Annotated in this window: 12 protein-coding genes; 7 read left to right on the forward strand and 5 right to left on the reverse strand. The window is 74.0% G+C overall.

What is annotated here, in order from left to right:
* Positions 1–41 precede the first annotated feature (41 nt).
* Entirely contained in the window at positions 42–284 is a 243-nt protein-coding gene (locus ABD743_RS01290; protein WP_344717877.1) for a hypothetical protein, read from the forward strand.
* Between the two features lie 19 nt (positions 285–303).
* Here the strand turns inward: ABD743_RS01290 and pgm are convergent, their stop codons facing one another.
* Positions 304–1,932, reverse strand: coding sequence for a phosphoglucomutase (alpha-D-glucose-1,6-bisphosphate-dependent) (gene pgm, locus ABD743_RS01295; protein WP_344717879.1), 1,629 nt, complete (start codon positions 1,930–1,932; stop codon positions 304–306).
* Between the two features lie 231 nt (positions 1,933–2,163).
* Between pgm and ABD743_RS01300 the strand changes: the two genes are divergently transcribed.
* Complete coding sequence (locus tag ABD743_RS01300; protein ID WP_344717881.1) at positions 2,164–2,685, forward strand: hypothetical protein; 522 nt, start codon at positions 2,164–2,166, stop codon at positions 2,683–2,685.
* Between the two features lie 127 nt (positions 2,686–2,812).
* Here the strand turns inward: ABD743_RS01300 and ABD743_RS01305 are convergent, their stop codons facing one another.
* On the reverse strand, positions 2,813–3,196 hold the full coding sequence (locus ABD743_RS01305) for a hypothetical protein (RefSeq protein ID WP_344717883.1): 384 nt from the start codon (positions 3,194–3,196) through the stop codon (positions 2,813–2,815).
* Between the two features lie 185 nt (positions 3,197–3,381).
* Here ABD743_RS01305 and recC point away from each other — a divergent pair, with 185 nt between their 5' ends.
* The 5 genes from recC (at position 3,382) to ABD743_RS01330 (ending at position 14,464) form a co-directional block, all read left to right on the forward strand.
* Positions 3,382–6,711 carry an exodeoxyribonuclease V subunit gamma gene (gene recC, locus ABD743_RS01310; RefSeq protein ID WP_344717885.1) on the forward strand — a complete coding sequence of 1,110 codons (3,330 nt, stop codon included), beginning with the start codon at positions 3,382–3,384 and terminating at the stop codon, positions 6,709–6,711.
* The gene (locus ABD743_RS01315; protein ID WP_344717887.1) at positions 6,708–10,091 is read left to right on the forward strand and encodes a UvrD-helicase domain-containing protein; all 3,384 of its coding nucleotides are present in this window, start codon (positions 6,708–6,710) and stop codon (positions 10,089–10,091) included. Before recC ends, ABD743_RS01315 begins: the two co-directional genes overlap by 4 nt.
* Positions 10,088–12,025 (forward strand): exodeoxyribonuclease V subunit alpha, encoded by a 1,938-nt coding sequence (recD, locus tag ABD743_RS01320; protein ID WP_344717889.1) that lies wholly within the window; start codon positions 10,088–10,090, stop codon positions 12,023–12,025. The genes ABD743_RS01315 and recD overlap by 4 nt, the downstream gene beginning before the upstream one ends.
* A 164-nt stretch (positions 12,026–12,189) precedes the next feature.
* On the forward strand, positions 12,190–13,398 hold the full coding sequence (locus ABD743_RS01325; RefSeq protein WP_344717891.1) for an acyl-CoA dehydrogenase family protein: 1,209 nt from the start codon (positions 12,190–12,192) through the stop codon (positions 13,396–13,398).
* 94 nt (positions 13,399–13,492) lie between these two features.
* A complete protein-coding gene (locus ABD743_RS01330) occupies positions 13,493–14,464 on the forward strand; it encodes a hypothetical protein (protein ID WP_344717893.1) in 972 nt (323 codons plus the stop codon).
* A 21-nt stretch (positions 14,465–14,485) separates the two neighbouring features.
* Here ABD743_RS01330 and ABD743_RS01335 read toward each other — a convergent pair whose 3' ends face one another.
* From ABD743_RS01335 to ABD743_RS01345, 3 genes are read right to left on the reverse strand one after another with little or no spacing between them, the layout of a single operon-like run.
* A complete protein-coding gene (locus ABD743_RS01335) occupies positions 14,486–15,490 on the reverse strand; it encodes a hypothetical protein (protein WP_344717895.1) in 1,005 nt (334 codons plus the stop codon).
* Positions 15,487–18,840, reverse strand: coding sequence for an AAA family ATPase (locus tag ABD743_RS01340; RefSeq protein WP_344717898.1), 3,354 nt, complete (start codon positions 18,838–18,840; stop codon positions 15,487–15,489). Before ABD743_RS01340 ends, ABD743_RS01335 begins: the two co-directional genes overlap by 4 nt.
* Positions 18,840–19,994 (reverse strand): metallophosphoesterase family protein, encoded by a 1,155-nt coding sequence (locus ABD743_RS01345; RefSeq protein ID WP_344717901.1) that lies wholly within the window; start codon positions 19,992–19,994, stop codon positions 18,840–18,842. Before ABD743_RS01345 ends, ABD743_RS01340 begins: the two co-directional genes overlap by 1 nt.
* Between the last annotated feature and the right edge of the window lie 100 nt (positions 19,995–20,094).

Below are 20,094 nucleotides of genomic sequence, written 5' to 3' on the forward strand. Positions count from 1 at the left end.
GCGGCTGTCGCCGCCCGTGCGCACGGAGGAGAACAGCGGCGATGTGCGACCCCTACTCGAGCTGGTCCGGAGCACCCAAGCACTGGATCGTCGTTCCGGAACAGCGGCAGGAGTCGCCGGAGCTCGCGTCGGACGCCCGCCCTGAAGCGCCGCAGCACTCCGGTCGGCGGGGGGAGCTCGCGACGTTCGCGATGGCCGCCATCCTGCTCGCCCTCGGTGCCCCGGACAGCTCGGCCACGGACCTCGACGCGCCGACACCGCCCGCCCCGGCGCCGGCCCCCTGACCCGGCCCCGGGCCCGCGATCACGCCTTGAGCGCCGACTCCACCACCTGCCGGGCCTCGTCCTGGATCCGGGCGAGGTGCTCGGGCCCGCGGAAGCTCTCGGCGTAGACCTTGTAGACGTCCTCCGTGCCCGACGGCCGCGCCGCGAACCATCCGCCCTCGGTGACGACCTTGAGCCCGCCCAGAGGGGCGCCGTTGCCGGGCGCGGAGGTGAGCCGCTCGGTGATCGGGTCGCCCGCCAGCTCCGTGGCCGTCACGTCCTGCGCCGACAGCTTGCCCAGCTTGGCCTTCGACTCCGGATCGGTCGCCACGTCGACACGGGCGTAGGCGGGCTCGCCGAACTTCTCCGTCAGCGCGCGGTAGCGCTCGCTCGGTGTCTCCCCGGTGACGGCAGCGATCTCCGAGGCGAGCAGCGCGAGGATGATCCCGTCCTTGTCGGTGGTCCAGACGGATCCGTCGGTGCGCAGGAACGACGCGCCGGCGCTCTCCTCGCCCCCGAAGCCGATGGTGCCGTCGATCAGCCCGGACACGAACCACTTGAACCCGACGGGCGTCTCCACGAGCTTGCGGCCGAGGTCGGCCGCCACCCGGTCGATCATGGACGAGCTCACGGCGGTCTTGCCGACGCCGGCGTCGGGCGACCAGCCGGGACGGTGGCCGTAGAGGTAGCCGATGGCGACGGCGAGGAAGTGATTGGGGTTCATCAGCCCGTCGGCGGTGACGATGCCGTGGCGGTCGGCGTCGGCGTCGTTGCCGGTGGCGATCCGGAAGTCGCCGCGGCGCTCCACGAGGGAGGCCATCGCGTACGGCGAGGAGCAGTCCATCCGGATCTTGCCGTCCCAGTCGAGCGTCATGAAGCCGAACTGCGGGTCCACGGCCGCGTTGACGACAGTGAGGTCCAGCCGGTACCGCTCCGCGATCGCGCCCCAGTACGCCACGCTCGCGCCGCCGAGCGGGTCGGCGCCGATCCGCACGCCCGCGTCGCGGATGGCGTCGAGGTTCAGCACCGAGGGCAGGTCGGAGACGTACTCGCCGAGGAAGTCGTAGCGCCCGAGCGCCTGGCGATCGATCCGGCTGCGCCGCACGCCGGACAGCTTCCCGACGAGGAGCTCGTTGGCCCGCGCGGCGATCCAGCTCGTGGCATCGGTGTCGGCTGGGCCGCCGCTCGGCGGGTTGTACTTGAAGCCGCCGTCGGCGGGCGGGTTGTGCGACGGCGTGACGACGACCCCGTCAGCCACCCCGCTCACCCGCGCCCGGTTGTGGGTGAGGATCGCGTGGGAGACGGCGGGCGTCGGCGTGAAGGCGTCGTCCGCGTCGGCGAGCACGTGCACGTCGTTGGCCTGGAACACCTCGATGGCGGTGATCCACGCCGGCTCCGAGAGCGCGTGTGTGTCCCGGCCGATGAACAGCGGGCCCGTCGTGCCGTGGGCCGCCCGGTACTCGCAGATCGCCTGGCTGGTGGCGGCGATGTGATCATCGTTGAACGTGGTGCGCAGCGAGGAACCGCGGTGCCCCGACGTCCCGAACGACACCCGCTCGGCCGGGTCGGATGGGTCGGGGTGACGGTCGTGGTAGGCGGCCAGTAACGCGTCGACGTCGACGAGATCGCCTGCCTGGGCGGGGGTTCCGGCGCGGGGATCGATCGACATGGAGGCTCCTGCGGTGCTGTGGCGGGGGTCGGAAACACCTTGCCACCGGGATCGAGCCGATGCAGGGCACGCGAGAGCGATCACAGACTGCAACCGGTCATCCGATCCGGGTGTCCTGTCCCGAAGGCCCGTATCCGCCTCTGACAGCCGGCGTTGGGCGTGACAGCGGGTACAGCGACTGTCACGTTCAGTGCTGACGGCTCCCCGCCCGACCCCTCAGGGAAGGCACTCATGCGCATGCGCACGACGGCCGCCGCAATCATCCTCGCCGCGGCCACCTCGATCCCCATGGCCGGCCTGGCTCACGCCCAGGACGTCAGCTACGCCCCCGCGCAGTCGGGCGACAACGGTGGGGACAACGCCGACAGCAACAACGCTGACGACAACAGCGGCGACAACACCGACAACACCGACAACACCGGCGCCGACAACACCGACAACACCGACAACACCGGGGCCGACAACACCGGCGACGCCACGTTCACCGGGGACGACAACGGCAACGGCGACAACGGTGACAACGGCAATGGGGACAACGGCAACGGCGACAACAACGGCGGTGGAGGTGGCGGCGGCGGTGGCGGTGGCGGCGGTCCGCAGGTCCCCACTCCCCCGGTGGGTGGCGTGGAGACGGGCGACGGATCCGGCTCCGACGAGCTGCTCCCCGGCCTGCTGGTGCTCGGCGGCCTGACCACGCTGGGTGCGGGCGCTGGTGCCATCGCCCTTCGCCGTACCGCCCGCAGGTCGAACTGAATCAACGCTGGTCGCCGGGTCACAGCCCGGCGGCCACGGCAGGGCGTCCTCAGGCCGGATCAGTCCGGTAGCCGCTGAGCCCGCTCCGGCCGGAGCACCATCGGGGAGGGCTCCGGGCGGAGGCGGCTCAGGCGGACAGGGGCGGGCGCTGCTGAGGAATGCGCAGGTGCAGGGGCGTCTGGCCGGCGCGGAACCCGGTGTCGGTCGTGAGGTGGTAGTGCCCGCCTCGCGACCGGCCGCAGCGGTACGAGCGAAGCAGCCGTGAGCCGAGCGACTCGAGCTCACGGGCTGCGGCCTCCGCGGCCTCCCGGGTGGGGTAGATGACCTTGCCGTCGGTGCCACGACTCTGGCGGGGCAGCATGTGCCCTTCGATCTCGGCGCGGCTGGGTGTGCAGAAGATCGGCCGGCCGCCCTTGGTCAGCCGGGCGTGGCGGTGCAGAACCTCACCACGGGCGTGATCACGGACGCCGCGCTGCTCCGGCACTCCAGGTCCGGGGATCGCGTCGCTCATGTCCGGGCTCCTCCTGCACATCGCACCATCGGAAGATCGCGAGGCACAGCTTCCCGTTTACGCGGCAGTAGCGGGATACCACCATCGTGTCCTTTTCTCCGAAGATCTCACCGTCAGTGACAAGACCTCCCGCGTACGGAACTGTCCGACCCGCCACCTACCTTTGTCCCGCACGAGGGAGGGGGGTGATCCGAGTGGGGCTGCACGTGCACAGGTCCGAGCGGGCCGACGCACTGGCCGATGCGCTTGGTGAGCTCCTCGCCCATCCGCTCGACGATCCGTTCGCCGACGAGGTCGTCGCGGTTCCGGCGAAGGGCATCGAGCGCTGGCTGGCGCAGCGGTTGTCGCACCGGCTGGGCGCGGCATCGGGGCGGGGCGACGGTGTGTGTGCGGGGGTCGCGTTCCCATCGCCGGCAGCAGTGGTCGCGGTGGCCATCGGGGGCGCCGTCGGCATCGACCCACGGGAGGACCCGTGGCGTCCGGAGCGGGCGGTGTGGCCACTGCTGGAGGTCATCGACGAGAGCGCGGGCGAGCCGTGGTGTGCGCCGCTGGGGGTCCACCTCCGCGACGGCGGATCCCAGCGCAGCCGTAGGCACGCCACGGCTCGCCACCTCGCCGATCTGTTCGCTTCCTACGCCGCTGCCCGGCCCGACATGCTGGCCGGCTGGCAGGCGGGCGAAGGCGTCCCGAGCGAGCGCGCCGCCGACCTCGCGTGGCAGCCGGAGCTGTGGCGACGGCTGCGGGAACGGATCAGCGTCCCCGGCCCGGCCGAACGTGTCGGCGCCGCGTGCGCGGCCCTGCGTGCGAACCCCGCCGCGGCGCCGCTGCCACCGCGGCTGTCGTTGTTCGGCCCCACCCGGCTACCGGCCGAGCACCTCGCCGTGATCGCCGCCCTCGCCGAGCACCGTGAGGTGCACCTGTGGCTCGCCCATCCCTCCCCCGCGCTCTGGGCCGCCGTCACCTCCGCAGGCAACGTTCCGCTCCGGCGCGCCGACCCCACCGCCGGTCTGCCGCGGCATCCGCTGCTGTCGTCGCTCGGTCGTGACGTCCGCGAGCTCCAGGTCCGGCTCGCCGGCTCGGCCCCCGCGCTCGCCGACCACCACCACCCGCTGCCCGACCCTCCGCCCACCCTGCTGGGCAGGCTGCAGCGCGACCTGAGGGACGACCTGCCACCCAGCGGCGACGCCCCGCTGCACCCGGAGGACCGCAGCGTCCAGGTCCACTCCTGCCACGGCCCGGACCGCCAGGTGGAGGTGCTGCGCGAGATCGTCCTCGGGCTGCTCCACGCCGACCCCACGCTCGAACCGCGCGATGTGCTCGTCATGTGTCCCGACATCGAGACGTTCGCGCCGTTGATCTCCGCCGCCTTCGGGCTCGCCGAACCGGACGCCCCGGGTGCGCACACCCATCCCGGCCACCAGTTGCAGGTCCGGCTGGCCGACCGCGCGTTGCGGCAGGTCAACCCCCTGCTCGACACGGTCGCGCAGCTGCTCGAGCTCTCCGACGCCCGGCTCACCGCGTCCCAGGTGCTCGACCTGCTGGGCTCCATCCCGGTGCGCCGCCGCTTCCGCCTCGACGACACCGACCTCGACCGCCTGCGCGAGCTCGTCGTCCGGTCCGGAGTGCGCTGGGGGCTCGACGGACCCCACCGCGCTCCGTTCCATCTCGACGGGTTCGCGCAGAACACCTGGTCCGCCGGGCTCGACCGACTACTCCTGGGCGTCACGATGGCGGGCGGCTCCGGGGAGCAGGGATGGCTCGGCACTGCGCTGCCGCTGGAGGAGGTCGACTCCGGCGACGTCGAGCGCATCGGGCGGCTGGCCGAGTTCGTCGATCGGCTGGCCACCACCCTGGCCCGGCTGGCGGGCGAGCACACGCTCGACGAGTGGGTCATGGCGCTGGTCGCCGGGCTCGACGCGCTCACCGACACCACCACCACCGACGCCTGGCAGGCGGCTCAGGCCCGCAGCGAGCTGGCCGACGCCGCCCGTGCCGCCGGACCCCACGCCGGCACCGTCCCTCTCGGGCTCGCCGACGTTCGGGGGCTTCTCACGGAGCGGCTGCGCGGCAGGCCGACACGCGCCAACTTCCGCACCGGCACGCTCACGGTCGCCACGCTCGTGCCGATGCGGTCGGTCCCACACCGGGTGGTCTGCCTGCTCGGGCTCGACGACGGGGTGTTCCCCCGCGTCGGCGTCCCCGACGGCGACGACGTCCTCGCGCGCGATCCCCTGGTGGGCGAGCGCGACCCCCGCAGCGAGGACCGTCAGCTGATGCTCGACGCGATCTGCGCGGCCACCGAGCATCTCGTCGTCGTGCACTCGGGGGCCGACGAGCGCACGGGCGCCCGGCGCCCGCCCGCGGTGCCACTCGGGGAGCTGCTCGACACGATCGAGGCCACCGCCGGTCCCGCCGGTCGCCGGCACGTCATGGTGCGCCATCCGCTGCAGCCGTTCGACGCCCGCAACTTCACCCCGGGAGCGCTGGCCACGCCCGGCCCGTTCAGCTTCGACCGCACCGAGCTCGCCGGGGCGCGGGCAGCGGCAGGCACGAAGGCGCCTCCCGCACCCTTCGTCGGGGGGCCGCTCCCGCCCGTCGAGCGCGAGGTCGTGGCGTTGGACGATCTCGTCGCGTTCCTCGAGCATCCGGTCAAGGAGTTCCTCCGGCAGCGGGTCGGGCTGTCGCTCTTCGCCGGGGAGGACGACCCGTCCGATGCGCTGCCAGTGGATCTCGACGGGCTGGCCACGTGGGCGATCGGCGACCGCCTGCTGCGTGACCGGCTCGCCGGCCACGATCTCGACCACTGCCGGCAGGCGGAGTGGCGCCGCGGGGAGCTGCCCCCGGGTGCGCTGGGCGACGCCGTGCTCCGACGGGTGCTCGACGACGTCGAGCCGATCGTCGCTGCTGCGGCGCCGCTCCTGGTGGACGAAGCAGGGGACCGCGACGTGGACGTCGCGCTGCCCGGCGGCGTACGCGTGGTGGGCACGCTCGGCGGACTCCACGGCACGGCGCTGGTGCGCGTCGAGTTCTCCCGGCTGGCGCCGAAGCAGCGCATCCGGGCGTGGGTCAGGCTCCTGGCGCTCACCGCGTCCAGCCGGGAGCCGTGGTGCGCGGTCACGATAGGCCGCGGCACGCGGTTCGGGCTGAGCAAGGCGAGCGCGGGCCCGCTCGATCCCGATCGGGCCACCGAGCTGCTCGCCGAGCTGGTGGAGCTCCATCGGGCGGGCCTACGGGAGCCGCTCCCGCTGCCCACCGTCGCGGGCCACACCTACGCCTCGGTCCGGCGCGGTGGCGCCGATGCCGAGGCGGCCCTCGACGAGGCGCTGCGGAAGTGGACCAACGGCGCGGGCGCCGAGCAGGCCGACGACGCGCACGTACGGGTCTGGGGGCGGGCTCCGGGGCCGGACGTGCTCATCGGGCCAGGCGATCCCGGGAGCGAGCCCACCCGGTTCGGGTCGCTCGCCATGCGCCTGTGGGCACCCTTGCTGACGGCAGAGGACGTGGTACGGCTGTGACGACAACCATCGGCCGCACCCCCGTACTCGCGCCCGCCTCGTTCGACGTCTGCGGTCCCCTACCCACCGGCACCACGGTCCTCGAGGCGAGCGCCGGCACCGGCAAGACCTTCACGATCGCCGCGCTCGCCGCCCGCTACGTCGCTGAGGGCCACGCCACGCTGCCCGAGCTGATGCTGGTCACGTTCGGCCGGGAGGCCAGCCAGGAGCTACGCGAACGGGTCCGTGAACGGCTCGTGTCGGCCGAGCGGGCTCTGGCCGACCCGCCGGCCGCGCGCAGCGGTGACGACGAGGTGGTCCGGCTGCTCGCCGACGTGGCCGACCACGAGGTCGCGGCCCGCAGAGCCCGGCTCGCCCGCGCGCTGGCCCAGTTCGACGCCGCCACGATCGCCACCACCCACCAGTTCTGCCAGCAGATGCTCGCCGGGCTGGGTGTCGCGGGCGACGGCGATCCGGACGCCGTGTTCGTCGACTCGATCGACGACCTGGTCACCGAGGTGGTCGACGACTTCTACGTGCGCAAGTACGGCGCGCACGCCGCGGGCACGCCCGCCTTCAGCCGGTCCGAGGCGCTCGTGCTGGCCCGCCACGCCGTGTACGACAGGCAGGCGCGGCTCGAACCCCTCGACGCCGCCCCGGGGAGCACCGCACATGTCCGCCACCGCTTCGCCGTCGCGGTGCGGGGGGAGGTGGCCCGCCGCAAGCGGGCGCAGCGGATCTACACCTACGACGACATGCTCACCCGGCTCGCCGACGCACTGGCCGACCCTGCGCGGGGAGCGCCGCAGCGGCTGCGCGACCGGTACCGCGTCGTGCTCGTCGACGAGTTCCAGGACACCGACCCGGTGCAGTGGGACATCCTGCGCCTCGCCTTCCACGAGCACACCACGCTGGTGCTGATCGGCGACCCGAAGCAGGCGATCTACGCCTTCCGTGGCGCCGACGTCGTCAGCTACCTCGACGCCACCGAGAGCGCGCGTCAGCACGCCACGCTCGCCCGTAACTGGCGCAGCGACGCCTCGCTGCTCACCGCGCTCGACGTCGTGTTCGCGGGCGCGGCGCTGGGCGACCGGCGCATCACCGTGCATCCCGTCGAGGCCGCGCATCACGGCAGGCGGCTGGCCGGAGCGCCGGTCGACGCGCCGCTGCGGATCCGGGTGGTTTCCCGCGTCGGGCTGCCCCGGGCGCCCAAGCGCGACCTCGCCGTCGTCGGCCCGGCGCGCGATCTCGTCGCACGCGACGCGGCGGCAGACATCGCCGCGCTGCTGGCGAGCCCGGCACGCGTCGCGGGCGAAGCGGTGGTGCCGGGCGACGTGGCCGTGCTGGTGCGCACCAACGAGCAGGGCTCGCGGATACGCGACGCCCTGGCCGCGGCGGGTGTCCCGGCCGTGCTCTCGGGCACGGCGAGCGTCTTCGGCACCCCGATCGCCCGCGAGTGGCTCACCCTGCTCGAGGCGCTGGAGCAACCGAGGGCGTTCCGCGCCCGCGCGGCAGCTCTCACCTGTTTCCTGGGGCACACGGTCGAGGAGCTGTGTGGTCCCGGTGCCGACGATCTGCTCGACGCCCTCGGCGGCACGCTGCGCCTGTGGGCCGCTGTGCTGCACGACCGCGGCGTCGCGGCCCTGCTGGAAGCGGTCACCACCGCCACCGCGCTGCCCCGTCGCCTGCTCTCCACATCCGACGGCGAGCGGCGGCTCACCGACCTGCGCCACGTCGCGCAGGCTCTGCACGCGGCGGCCGTAGCCGAGCACTTGGGCCCGGCGGCGCTCACCGACTGGCTGCGCCACCGCATCTCCGACGCCGCGGAGGACGTCGGGGCGGAGCGCAGCAGGCGCCTGGAGTCCGACGCCGCCGCGGTGCAGATCATCACCATCCACCGCAGCAAGGGCCTGGAGTTCCCGATCGTCTACGTGCCGTTCGGGTGGGACCGCAACGTCCGCGACCCCGAGGTGCCGCTGCTGCACGACGAGTCGGGCGCCCGCGTGCTCGACGTCGGCGGCGAGACCGGCGAGGGCTGGAAGGAACGGTGCGCGCGGCATCGGGTCGAGGAAGCCGGGGAGGACCTGCGCCTCTTCTACGTGGCGCTCACGCGCGCGCGTTCCCAGGTGGTCACGTGGTGGGTGCCGGCCACCACCACCGCGACGTCGCCGGTACACCGGCTGCTCATCGGGCGCCCGGCCGAAGGCACCGAGCCTGCGGAGGCCTACCGGGTGCCGCCCGACGCTGCGGCTCTGGCCGCGCTGCGTGAGCTGGCCCGCGCCGAGATCGCGGTCGAGGAGGTCGGGCAGCGGCCCGCCGCTGATTTCACCGCGGCCGGGTCCGAGCGGGGTGACCTGCGCGCGGCCGAGTTCATGCGGCGGCTCGACAGCGACTGGCGCCGCACCTCCTACAGCGCGCTCACGGCCACCGCGGGCCACGGCCCCGGGGTCGGCAGCGAGCCCGAAGAGCCCGGCACCGACGACGAGGGGAACCCGGAGGGCGAGGAGGCGGACGGCAGCGGAGCGATCGGGGAGATCGGGGAGACGGACCAGCCCGCCGAGGGCGAGGGGGTGGCGTCGCCGATGGGCGAGCTGCCGGTCGGCGCCGGGTTCGGCACCCTCGTGCACGCGATCTTCGAAGCAGCCGATCTCACGGCGGCCGACCTGCCGGCCGAGCTCACTGCCCACGCCCACGAGCAGCTCGCGATTCACCCCGCCCCCGGCGTCGACGCCGACGTGCTCGCCACCGCGTTGCTGCCTGCGGCGCTCACGCCGCTGGGGCCGCTCGCCGGTGGGCTCCGGCTCGCCGACATCCCCCCGCGCCACCGGCTCGCCGAGCTCGACTTCGAGCTTCCCCTCGCAGGCGGCGACGGGCCCGGCGCCGCCGTGCCGCTCGGCGCGGTAGCGCCGTTGCTGCGCCGCCACCTGGCGGCCGACGACCCGCTGGTGGGCTACCCGGATGTCCTCGCCGGGCTTCCCGAGCAGCAGCTACGCGGCTACCTCACCGGCAGCATCGACGCCGTGCTGCGGCTACCGGACGAGCGGTTCGCGGTGGTCGACTACAAGACCAACTGGCTGGGCCCGCTCGGGCCTGACGGCCGGGCGCCGCTCACCTCGGCCCACTACACGCCCGCGCGTCTCGCCGACGCGATGATCGCCGCGCAGTACCCGCTGCAGGCGCTGCTGTACTCGGTCGCGTTGCACAGGTTCCTGCGCTGGCGACAGCCCGGGTACGAACCGGGGCGCCACCTGGGCGGCGTGCTCTACCTGTTCGTCCGTGGCATGTGCGGCGCCGACACACCCGTGGTCGACGGTGTTCCGTGTGGGGTGTTCAGCTGGAAGCCGCCCGCTGCACTGGTGGTCGAGCTCTCCGCGCTGCTCGACGGCGAGGTCGCGCGATGACCGGAGTGGCCGAGGCCCCGGCCGGGCCGACATCCGCCGTGGCCGCCGAGGCCGGGCCCAGGCACGACGGTGCCGCCGCCACCGGCGCGGCGGGGGCCGGGAGCGCCGCCACGCCGGTCGATCCGGGGGACATGCGGCTCGCCCATTCGGCCACCGGCCTGCTCGCCGCGTTCAACGCCGCGGGTGTGCTGGAGCCGTCCGACGTCCACGTCGCCACGAGGGTGGGGCGGCTCGGTGGTGAGGCGCGCGAAGAGGTGCTGCTCGCGGTGGCGCTGGCTGTGCGTGCGGTGCGGCAGGGCTCGGTGTGCGTCGACCTCGCCGACGTCAGCCGCACGGTCCTGGGCGAGGGCGACGAGCTCGTCGACGTATCCGCCCTGCCCTGGCCGGATCCCGCGGGCTGGCTCGCGATGTGCACCGCCGGGCCCCTCGTCGCCGACGGGGCGGACGCGCCGCCCGGCCGGCCGCTGCGGGCGGTCGACGGGCTGCTCTACCTCGACCGCTACTGGCGTGAGGAGGAGCAGGTGCGGTGCTCGCTCGGTGAGCGGGCAGCAGCCGCCCCGCCGCAGGTCGACCTGCCGAGGCTCGCCGCCGGGCTTCACCGGCTCTTTCCGGCCCCCGGCTCGGAGAAACAGCGGCTCGCGTCGGCGGTGAGTGCGCTGCGCAGGGTCACCGTGCTGGCCGGTGGTCCGGGCACCGGCAAGACCACCACCGTCGCGCGGTTGCTGGCGCTGCTGCACGACCAGCCCGGGCCCCCACCCCGCGTCGCGCTGGCCGCTCCCACCGGCAAGGCCGCGGCACGCCTGCAGGAGGCGGTGGCGGCGGAGCTCCCGGCGCAGCTGCGAGGGCGTGTGCCCGAGGCGGCCACCCTGCACCGGCTGCTCGGGTGGCGGCCCGGCACCCGACGCTTCCGCTACGACCGCACCCAGCGGCTGCCGTTCGACGTGGTGGTCGTCGACGAGACGTCCATGGTGTCGCTCACGATGATGGCCCGGCTGCTCGAAGCTGTCCGGCCGCAGGCGCGGCTGGTGCTGGTCGGCGACCCCGACCAGCTCGCATCCGTCGAGGCCGGGGCGGTGCTGGGCGATCTCGCCCGAGCTCCCGGCCGTCCCGAAGCCGCCCTTGATGCAGCGCTGGCCGAACTCGGCCTGCCCGGTGGGGTGGTGAACGGTGTCGTCACGCTCGACCACGTCTGGCGTTTCGGCGGCGCGATCGCCGAGTTCGCCAGAGCGGTGCAGGCAGGCGACGCCGACGCCGCGGTCGCTCTGCTGCGCAGTGGCCGCCCGGACCTCGCCTTCGCTGCGGCACCCGATGCGGTGCGCGACGACGTCGTGCAGGCGGGGCGTGAGCTGGCCAGGGCGGCAGCCGCGGGCGAGGTGGAGACCGCGCTGGCCGCGCTCGAACAGCACCGGGTGCTGTGTGCCCACCGGCAGGGCCCCTACGGGGTGGCGCGGTGGACCATGGAGATCGAGCGATGGCTCGGCAGCCCCCACGCCGCGCGCGCCGGCGCCCCACGAGGGAGCGCGCCGGCCGGCCCCTGGTACCCCGGCCGCCCGGTGCTGGTCACCGCCAACGACTACGACACCGGCCTGTTCAACGGCGACACCGGCGTGGTCGTGGAACGGCCCGAGGGGCTGCGGGTCGCCTTCGCGCGGGGCGGGCCGCCCACGCTGCACGCGCCGGCGCGGCTGTCGGAGGTGGCCACGGTGCACGCCATGACGGTCCACCGCGGGCAGGGCAGCCAGTTCCGCCGGGTCACCGTGGTGCTGCCCCCTGCCGAGTCACCCTTGCTCACCCGGGAGCTGCTCTACACCGCCGTCACCAGGGCGCGGGAGTTCGTGCGGGTCGTCGGCACGGAGGAAGCCGTCCGCGCAGCGGTGCAGCGCCCGGTCGGGCGGGCGAGCGGGCTACGACGCCGGCTCGGCCTGGAGAGCTGAACGGGCCTGTCCGTGCGGAGCGCGGTGATCGAGGGGGCGGTGATCTTGTCCACACTCGGTAGCCCCGGCCCTGCTGGTGCGCTCGGGTTGAGAGGCAAGGGATTCGTAGCCCTCCGACCGACCGCCCGGATGCCGTATCGCCTGCACGCCTTGGAGCGCCGCTCATGCACGCACCACGCCTTGCGCCGACCCTGAACGACTCGACCGACAGCACTCGCGCCTCTCTTCTCGATGCCGCGCGGGCGATCGCACCCGTGCTGCGGGACAACGCGGATCAGGCCGAGCGCGAGAGCCGACTGACGGCCGAAGCCACAGAGGCGCTCCGCGCGGCGGGCCTCTTCCGTCTCGGTGTGCCCCACGCCGTCGGCGGATCGGAGACCGACCTGGCAACCTGCATCGACGTCGTGTCCGAGGTGGCCGTGGCGTGTCCGTCGAGCGCATGGATCGTGGCCCTCTCCTACGGCATTCAGCACATCGGGGCGTCGTTCGGTGACGCCGTCCGCCGCGAGGTGTGGGGCGATGGCCCCGACGTTGCCATGTGCGGTTCGTTCACCGGGCACGGCCTCACCGCCACTCGCACCGAGGGCGGCCAGATCGTTTCCGGTCGCTGGGCCTCCAGCTCCGGCTGCTATCAGGCGGGCTGGTCCGCGATCGGCGTGCCGATCCTGGACGAGAACGATGTGCCGGTCGACCGGGCACTCGCGATCGTGCCTCTCGACGCCCTCTCCATCGAGGACACCTGGGACATGGTCGGGATGCGCGGAACCGGCAGCCACACGCTCGCGGCCGAGCGTGTCTTCGTGCCGGACCACCGGATCCGCCGTTTCGCCGACATCGCGGAGGGGGCCTCGCAGCCCAGCGAGCCGGTGTACCGGATCTCCACCGGCGCCTTGAGCCTCGTGCTCGTCGCGCCCCTGCACGGAATCGCCCGAGCGGTCTTCGCGCAGACGATGGAACTGGTCGATGGCGGCAAGCCCCTCGCCCTGTCGATCTACACGCGGCTTGCCGACTCACCGAGCGTGCAGGCCACGCTCGCCGATGCCGTGAACCTCATCGACTCGGCCTGGTTGCACATGAGCCGTTCCGCGGATTTTCTCGGCGCAACTGCTGCGGCGGGACAGCAGCCGGACATGGTCGAGCGCACACGCGTACGGATGGATGCCGCCTATGCGTGTCGATGCCTGAGCGACGCGGTGCAGCTTCTCCTGACGGTGAGCGGTGCGAGCTCGCTCTCGCGGGCGAAGGTCATCCAGCGCTACTGGCGGGATCTCGAGACCGCAGCTCGTCATCCCGCCCTCAACGGTGGCCTCAGCCGGGAGATGTACGGCCGGGCGCTCGTCGGCGCCCAGGATCAGGTCAGCCCTCTGATCTGAACTCCGACTCCGAACTCCGGCCGATTCGATCACGTTCGCCGGCGGGACGGCGCGGCGGAGATCTGCGGCGCTCCCCGGCCCCGATCATGTCCCGGTGACGGACAAGCACGAGACTCCGGCCCGAGCGGACCTCGGCGCACAGCAGCACCCGGACACCCACGGCGATCGGCCGCGCCGTCCGGTCCCTGATCCCGCTCAGGTGACGGACAAGCACGAGACTCCAACCCGAGCGGACACCCTGGCAACGCAGCGGCATCCGGACGCTTCCGGTGATCGGGCGCGTGCCGCTGCCGATGTCCGCAACGTTCCCGTCCGCGGCGACGGCGCTGCGCCTCGGCGGCCGAAGTTGTCGTCCCAGGTCCTCGTGCGGTTCGGGATCGCCGCGGTGGGTGTCCTCGCTCTGATCGCCGGTGGTGTGGGCTCGTTCGTGCTGGGCAGCGACGCGGCCGCGGTGGCCGTGCTCGCCGCCGGGACGGCGTTGCTGATCGTCGCCGTGGTACTGCCCCGGCTCACCGAGCTCGACGTGCGGAAGGACGGCGTGAGCCTGAAGCTCACGCAGGAGGCCGCCGCCTCGGGAGCACCCGTCGCCGCGGCCGTGATGGAGAACTCCGGGTTGTCCCGCTTCGCGATCGCCTACGAGATCGTCCACGCCGAGCTCCGGGGCGACCCCGAGCTCGATCACGCGCGGGTGCACCTCCAGGACGTCCTTGTGGAGCGGGCCCGGGCCATGGCCTTCGGTTCCAAGATCCCCGCCGCTGAGGTGCGCGCCCTCGTCCTCGAAGGATCACCGGTGCTGCGCATCCTCGGTATCGGGTTCATGAAGGGCGACCCGGCGACCGCCGACGTGGGGCTCCTGGCGTCGGCGGTCGCCGCCCCGGCGTCGGCGAACGAGCAGTTCCAGGCCCTCGCCGTGATCGAGCAGCTGTGGTCGAGGTGGAGCCGCGACGAGCGGCAGTACCTCCGGAGCCGCATCCGCTCCACGGACTTCCCGCCCGGCACGGGGCGGTCGGCCCGTGCGGCAGGCATCCTCGATCTGCCCGTGGAGCCGCGGCCGCCCCGGACCTGAGCTCATGGTGCGGGGCGGCCGTCAGGCCACCGCCACCGGCTGTGCCTCGCGCTCGCGGACCGCAGCCCGGCGCAGCGCCCGGTACAGCAGGTTGGGATCCCCCAGCCGCCTGCGTAGCTCCCGCTCGAGGCCCGCGATCGGATAGAGGTTCTGCGGCGCCCGCGAGTCCTTGTACTCCGCCGAGGCGAACCGCCCCAACGTCACCTGGCTCCGCGACGCGAGCGTGACGACGTCCCCGGCGGGAAGCTCCGCGCTGCACTCCACCCGCACCACCCCGGCCCAGGGGGCGCCCGGACGGCAGGGCAGCCGGAGGTACCAGGTGTGGCGCCGCCACGGAGCCTCGATCCGGAACACCGGCGTGCGCTGGCCCGCGCCGAGCGTGGCGATCACGGCAGCGAGCTGCGGCGGGAGGTAGTTGCTGTGGTGGGTCTTGACGTAGCCGATCGTGCGGGGCAGGTGCTGGCGGCCGCGCAGGGAGCCATCGAGCACGAGCAGGTCGTCGAGATCGCCGTCGGCGCCGGGATGCTCAGGGGCCAGGTGGCCGCCACGGGCGGCGGTGGCGGCGGCGAACTCCGTGTCGGCGAGCGCCCTCTGCAGGGCAGAGCTGAGCACCTGGCCGGGAGCCACGCCACTGCGCTCGTCGGTGCGCTGCGCCTGGTACGTGCCGGCGCCGGTGGAGATGTCGTCGGCCTCCGGGGCCGTGCTGAACAGACCACGGCGGACCTCGGGCGGCAGCAGGTGGGCGCCGTCGCGGCAGCAGCACACGGCCCCGGCTGCGTAGGAGGCGCACAGCGCGGGGGATGCCTGTCCTTCCTGCTCCTCCACCCACACCTGCGCATCGACTCGCCGCACGCCGTCGACGAACAGCACCGCGGCGGGTGGCCGGATCGATGGGTCGGGATCGATCGGGTGCCAGGTCTGCACCGGCTGCTCGACGTCGAGGACGACCTCGGCGGCCGACTCGCTGAGCTCGGACTCGACGCTCGCGCCGTAGGACGGGTCCCAGGCCTCGACGGCGAACCTCACAGGCCCTCCCGCGTGACGGATGAGGTGCGCTGGTCTCGGCGCACGGCGAACCGTACCGGTACCCGTTCGGCCAGCGCGGCCACGTGCGTGATGACACCGACCATGCGATCGCCCCGCGTGGAGAGGCTCTCCAGCGTGCCCGCGACGACCTCGAGGTTGGTCTCGTCGAGCGTGCCGAACCCCTCGTCGAGGAAGATCGACTCCAGGCGGGCCGCTCCCTTCGCGGCGAGCCCGGACATCTGCGCCGAGAGGGCCAGGGCCAGTGCGAGGCTCGCCTGGAACGTCTCGCCGCCCGACAGCGTTTTCACCGGCCGCCGTGCGTCGGCGTCGGCGTGGTCGATCACCAGGAACTCGCCGCCCTCATGGGTGAGCTCGAACTGGCCGGCGGAGAGCTCGGCGAGACTCCTGGAGGCATCGGCCACGAGCGCGTCGAGGGCAGAGGCCACCAGCCAACGTGGGAACCCGTCGGAGCGGAGCAGGTTGCCGAGCAGCTTCGCGACCTGCTGGGCGGACTCCGCCTCGTCGCGATCGGCGCGGATCTTCTCGGCCGACGCCCGTCGCTCCGCGATGCGCTCCTGCGCCGACCGCGAGCGCGCGAGCACCGCGGCGACGGCGGCGGGCGCGCTGGTGCCGACCGGCGGGGCAGCGGTGACCTGGTGGGCGAGAAGGTCCTCCTCGATCCGTCGTTCGACGGCATCGCGGGCCTCCCGGACCGACCGCGCGGCCCGCTCCGCCTCGGCGAGCCGTTCGGTTCGAAGCGCCGCCTCGCGCTCGGCCCAGCCGGTGAGCGCCTGCCATCCCGCCAGCAGTTCGTCGCCGCCCACGGCGGGCGCACCGAGCGGGACGAGCGGGTCGCGGGCCTGGCGCAACGCCTCCCAGGCCGCCCGGACCTCCCGCCCGACGTCGTCGGCGGTGCGTTCCGCGGAACGCAGCGCCGCCCGGGCGCCACGCAGCTGCGCGTCTGCCTCCCGGCACGCGACGTCAAGGGCGTCGAGCCGGGTGAGCTCCTCGGCGGCCTCGGCGTCCGACGGCGCATCTGCGAGGGCGGCCTCGAGCTGCGCGGTGCGCCGCTCGATCGTCTCGACGGCACCGCGGGCGTCCTGTTCGGCGCGGGCGGCGGAGGTCTCGTCACGCCGGCGCTCGGCTGCGGCCCGGTCGGCCGCGGCCAGTGACTCTTCGGCGGTGTGCCGGTGGCGCTCGGCCGACACGGCGGCCTCCTGCGCGGACGGGAGGCCGGCCGCGCGCTCCTCGGCGGCCTCACGCGCCCACGCGACCAGTGCCGTCCAGCCGCCGAGGACGTCGCCGTCGGCGACGGCGGGGACCCCCAGCGGTACCAGTGGGTCGCGCGCAGCTCGCAGGCCTGCGGTGGCCGCGGCGACCTCGGAGCGCAGCTCTTCCACCCCGGCTGCGGCGTCGTCGCGGCTGCGCCGGGCGCCACGCACCGCGGCGGCTGCCTCGTCGGCGGCGGCGGCGAGCCGGTCGAGTTGGCCGAGCGCTGCGTCGATCTCCGCCGCCTCCGGCACCGCGCCGGGGACCTTCTCATCCGCCCGGCCGGGCAGCACGCCCTGCAGCGCCGACGTGAGACGCACGACCGTGGCGTCGAGCCGCTCCGACTCGGCGGCGATCCGCTCGCGTGCCGCGGCCGCGGCCGCCTCCCGGCGGCGGGCCTCGTCGAGGGCCCGCTCAGCTGCGGCGACGGCCCGTCGCGGAGCGTCGGGGTCGGCGCCGGAGCTGCTCGGCAGCGGCGGGGGCAGCGTCGCGACCACCTGCGCACACACGGGACACGCATCGCCTGCGACGAGTGTGGGCCGCAGCGAGGCGGCGAGGTCGGCCCGCTGCGCGAGTGCCTGCTGCTCGTGGGCGTGGTCGAGGCGATGGCGGGTCTCGGCGACCAGCGCTGCGGCGGCCGCGATCTCCTGCTGGGCAGCGGCGGCACGTTCCGCGACGGCGCGCTGCTCCACCCTGACGCCGTCGAGATCGTGGCGGTCGCGCCTGGCCTGCTCCAGCGGCCCGCGTGCCGGCGCCGTGGCGAGGGCCGTGCGTGCCTGGGCGTCGGCGCTCTCGGCCTCGGTGAGCGCGGCGGCGGCCCGGTCGAGAGCGGTGGCGGCCGCGGATCGGCGTCGATCGAGCGCATCGAGCCCTGCAGGCACAGTCACCGACCGCAGGGTGTCGCGTTCGACCGTGAGCCGGCGCAGAGACTCCTGGGCTTCGGCGAGCGCGGCCACCGAAGCGTCACGGTGCGACCGCGCCTCGTCGACGCTTGCCCGGGCGTCGGCGGCGTCGCTCACCGCGGTGGCATAGGCCGCGCTCGTCTTCTCGTGGCGCTCCCGTGCGCCCGGCAGCTCGCCGGACAGGCTCGCGAGCTCGGCGTGGTGGCGCCGCGCCTGTTCGAGCGGCCCTCTGGCCGGGGCCGCGGCGAGCCGCTCCCGGGCGGTGGTGTCGGCGGACTCGGCGACGGCGGCGCGCTCGGCCGCTGCGGCTCTTTCCTGGGCGACGGCGCGCTGCCGCGCGTCGAGCTCGGCGAGGCCACCGGGCACGGTCAGCGCACCGAGCTGCTCCCGCTCGCGGCGCAGCCTGGTGACCTGCTCCTCCGCGGTGTCGAGCGCGGCCGCCGCGCCCGCCAGTTCAGGAACTGCTACGCCGACGCGCTCCGCGAGCGTCTCCAGCTCGCTCACCCGCGCGGAGGCCTCCTCTTCGGCCTCCGGCGTGGCGTCGGCGTAGGCGGCGAGTTGCTCGGACAGCACCTCCGCCCGCTGCCGTGCCGCCGCCGCCTCGCTGTTAGCCTCCCGCGCGATCACGTCATAGACACCGAGTCCGAGGATCCGCACCAGCTTCTCCTGGCGCTTGCGCGGCTCGGTGTGCAGGAACTCGGCGAAGTCGCCCTGCGGCAGCACCACGCAGGTGCAGAAGTCGCCGAACGGCAGCCCCAGGAGGTCCTCGACAGCCTTGGTGACAGCGCCTGCGCCATCGGCGAGCGGCTCGGTCTCCTCGTCCGGGCCGCCGATGCCTGCGGCGTCGCGCAGCCGCTCCAGCCGGGCGCTGCGCACCGACACGCCCCCGGTGGCCGCCCGCCGCAGCTCGCGCGCTGCGACGTACCGCGCACCGCCCACGTCAAACACGAGCCGGACCGTGCCGCGGTTGACGGTGGGCGCGAGCGCGAGCGCCACCGTGCGGCTGTTGTCCCAGCGCGGTACCGAGCCGTAGAGCGCGAACGTCATCGCGTCGATCACGGTGGACTTGCCCGCGCCCGTGGGGCCGACCAGCGCGAAGTACTCCGCGCCGGTGAAGTCGAGGGTGGTGGGCTCGCGGAAGGACCCGAACCCGGCGATCTCCAGCAGGACCGGTCGCATCAGTGGGCTCCGGTGACACGGTCGTGCAGCCGCGCGAACAACTGCTCGACGCGGGGGTCGGCCACGTTCCTCGTGCCGAGGTACTCCCGGAACAGTTCGGACGGAGCGCGTTCCACCCCGGACGCAGGCCGCGACGACGTGACGGGCGCGGCGAACTCGGGGTCGATCCGCACCTCCAGTGCCCCCGGCAGCATCGCCATCACCTCTTCTCGTAGCCCGGCGCGGGCGGGCTCGCGCACCCACACCCGCAGGAAGTCCTCGCCCACGGTGCCCGCGAGCACCGACAGTTCGGCGACCGTGCCGCGCAGCGTCCGCAGCCGCCGCCCGGCCGTGATCGGGATGTCGGTGACCTTCGCCGGGGTGCCCGGCGCAGCCTCGACCAGGCAGACGACCGGGGTGTTGTCCTGCTCGCCGAAGTCGATGGCGAGCGGCGCGCCGCAGTAATGCACGGGGCAGGGCGCGTCGACGCGCTGGCGGCGGTGCAGGTGGCCCAGGGCCACGTAGTGCGCCTCGATGGGGAAGATCGTGGCAGGCACCGCGTACTCGAAGATCGACTGTGCCGCCCGTTCGCCGCCCCCGAAGGTGGCGTTGAGGATCGTGAGGTGGGCCATCACCAGGTTCACCGCATCGTCGCGGAAGCCGGCGGTGAGTCGCTCGAGGATGTCGCGAAGCTGCTGGTCGTAGGCACCGGTGTTCTCGGCGGGTGTGTTCGTGACCAGCTCGGCGGCGCGCACCGCGTAGCGCTGCGACAGGAACGGCAGCACCGCGACGGTGGCCCGCTCCCCCGTGGACCGGGCCGTGAACTCGACGACCCCGCCCCGCTCCGCCGTGCGCACGGACCCGACCAGCGTGATTCCCGCGACGCCCGCGAGCGGCCGGTAGGCGTCGATGGTGGGGGCGTGGTCGTGGTTGCCCGCGATCGCGATGACCTCCGCGCCTCGGGCGAGGCCCATGAGCGTGCGGATCACGAGCTGCTGGGCCTGCGCCGACGGCGCCGCGGTGTCGTAGAGGTCGCCCGCGACGAGCACCGCGTCGACCTCGTGCTCACGCGCGATCGCGACGATCTCGCGGAGCACCTGCTCCTGCTCGTCGAGGCGCGAATGGCCCTTGAGCGTCTTGCCGACGTGCCAGTCGGACGTGTGCAACAGCCGCATGAGGTGGTCATCGTAGGCGCGGGCTCCGTCAGGATCGGGGACGCACGCCGCAAGCGGTCCCGGAGCCGCTCGTCCGACGGGTCGAAGCCCCCGATGCGAG

This window comes from Pseudonocardia yunnanensis (assembly GCF_039534065.1).
In the GTDB taxonomy this organism is placed as follows: domain Bacteria; phylum Actinomycetota; class Actinomycetes; order Mycobacteriales; family Pseudonocardiaceae; genus Pseudonocardia; species Pseudonocardia yunnanensis.

Bases quoted from the DNA above. Each gene is read 5' to 3' on its own strand.
- ABD743_RS01290 (WP_344717877.1), top strand. From the start codon at position 42: ATGTGCGACCCCTACTCGAGCTGGTCCGGAGCACCCAAGCACTGGATC.
- pgm (WP_344717879.1), bottom strand. From the start codon at position 1,932: ATGTCGATCGATCCCCGCGCCGGAACCCCCGCCCAGGCAGGCGATCTC.
- ABD743_RS01300 (WP_344717881.1), top strand. From the start codon at position 2,164: ATGCGCATGCGCACGACGGCCGCCGCAATCATCCTCGCCGCGGCCACC.
- ABD743_RS01305 (WP_344717883.1), bottom strand. From the start codon at position 3,196: ATGAGCGACGCGATCCCCGGACCTGGAGTGCCGGAGCAGCGCGGCGTC.
- recD (WP_344717889.1), top strand. From the start codon at position 10,088: ATGACCGGAGTGGCCGAGGCCCCGGCCGGGCCGACATCCGCCGTGGCC.
- ABD743_RS01325 (WP_344717891.1), top strand. From the start codon at position 12,190: ATGCACGCACCACGCCTTGCGCCGACCCTGAACGACTCGACCGACAGC.
- ABD743_RS01340 (WP_344717898.1), bottom strand. From the start codon at position 18,840: ATGCGACCGGTCCTGCTGGAGATCGCCGGGTTCGGGTCCTTCCGCGAG.
- ABD743_RS01345 (WP_344717901.1), bottom strand. From the start codon at position 19,994: ATGCGGCTGTTGCACACGTCCGACTGGCACGTCGGCAAGACGCTCAAG.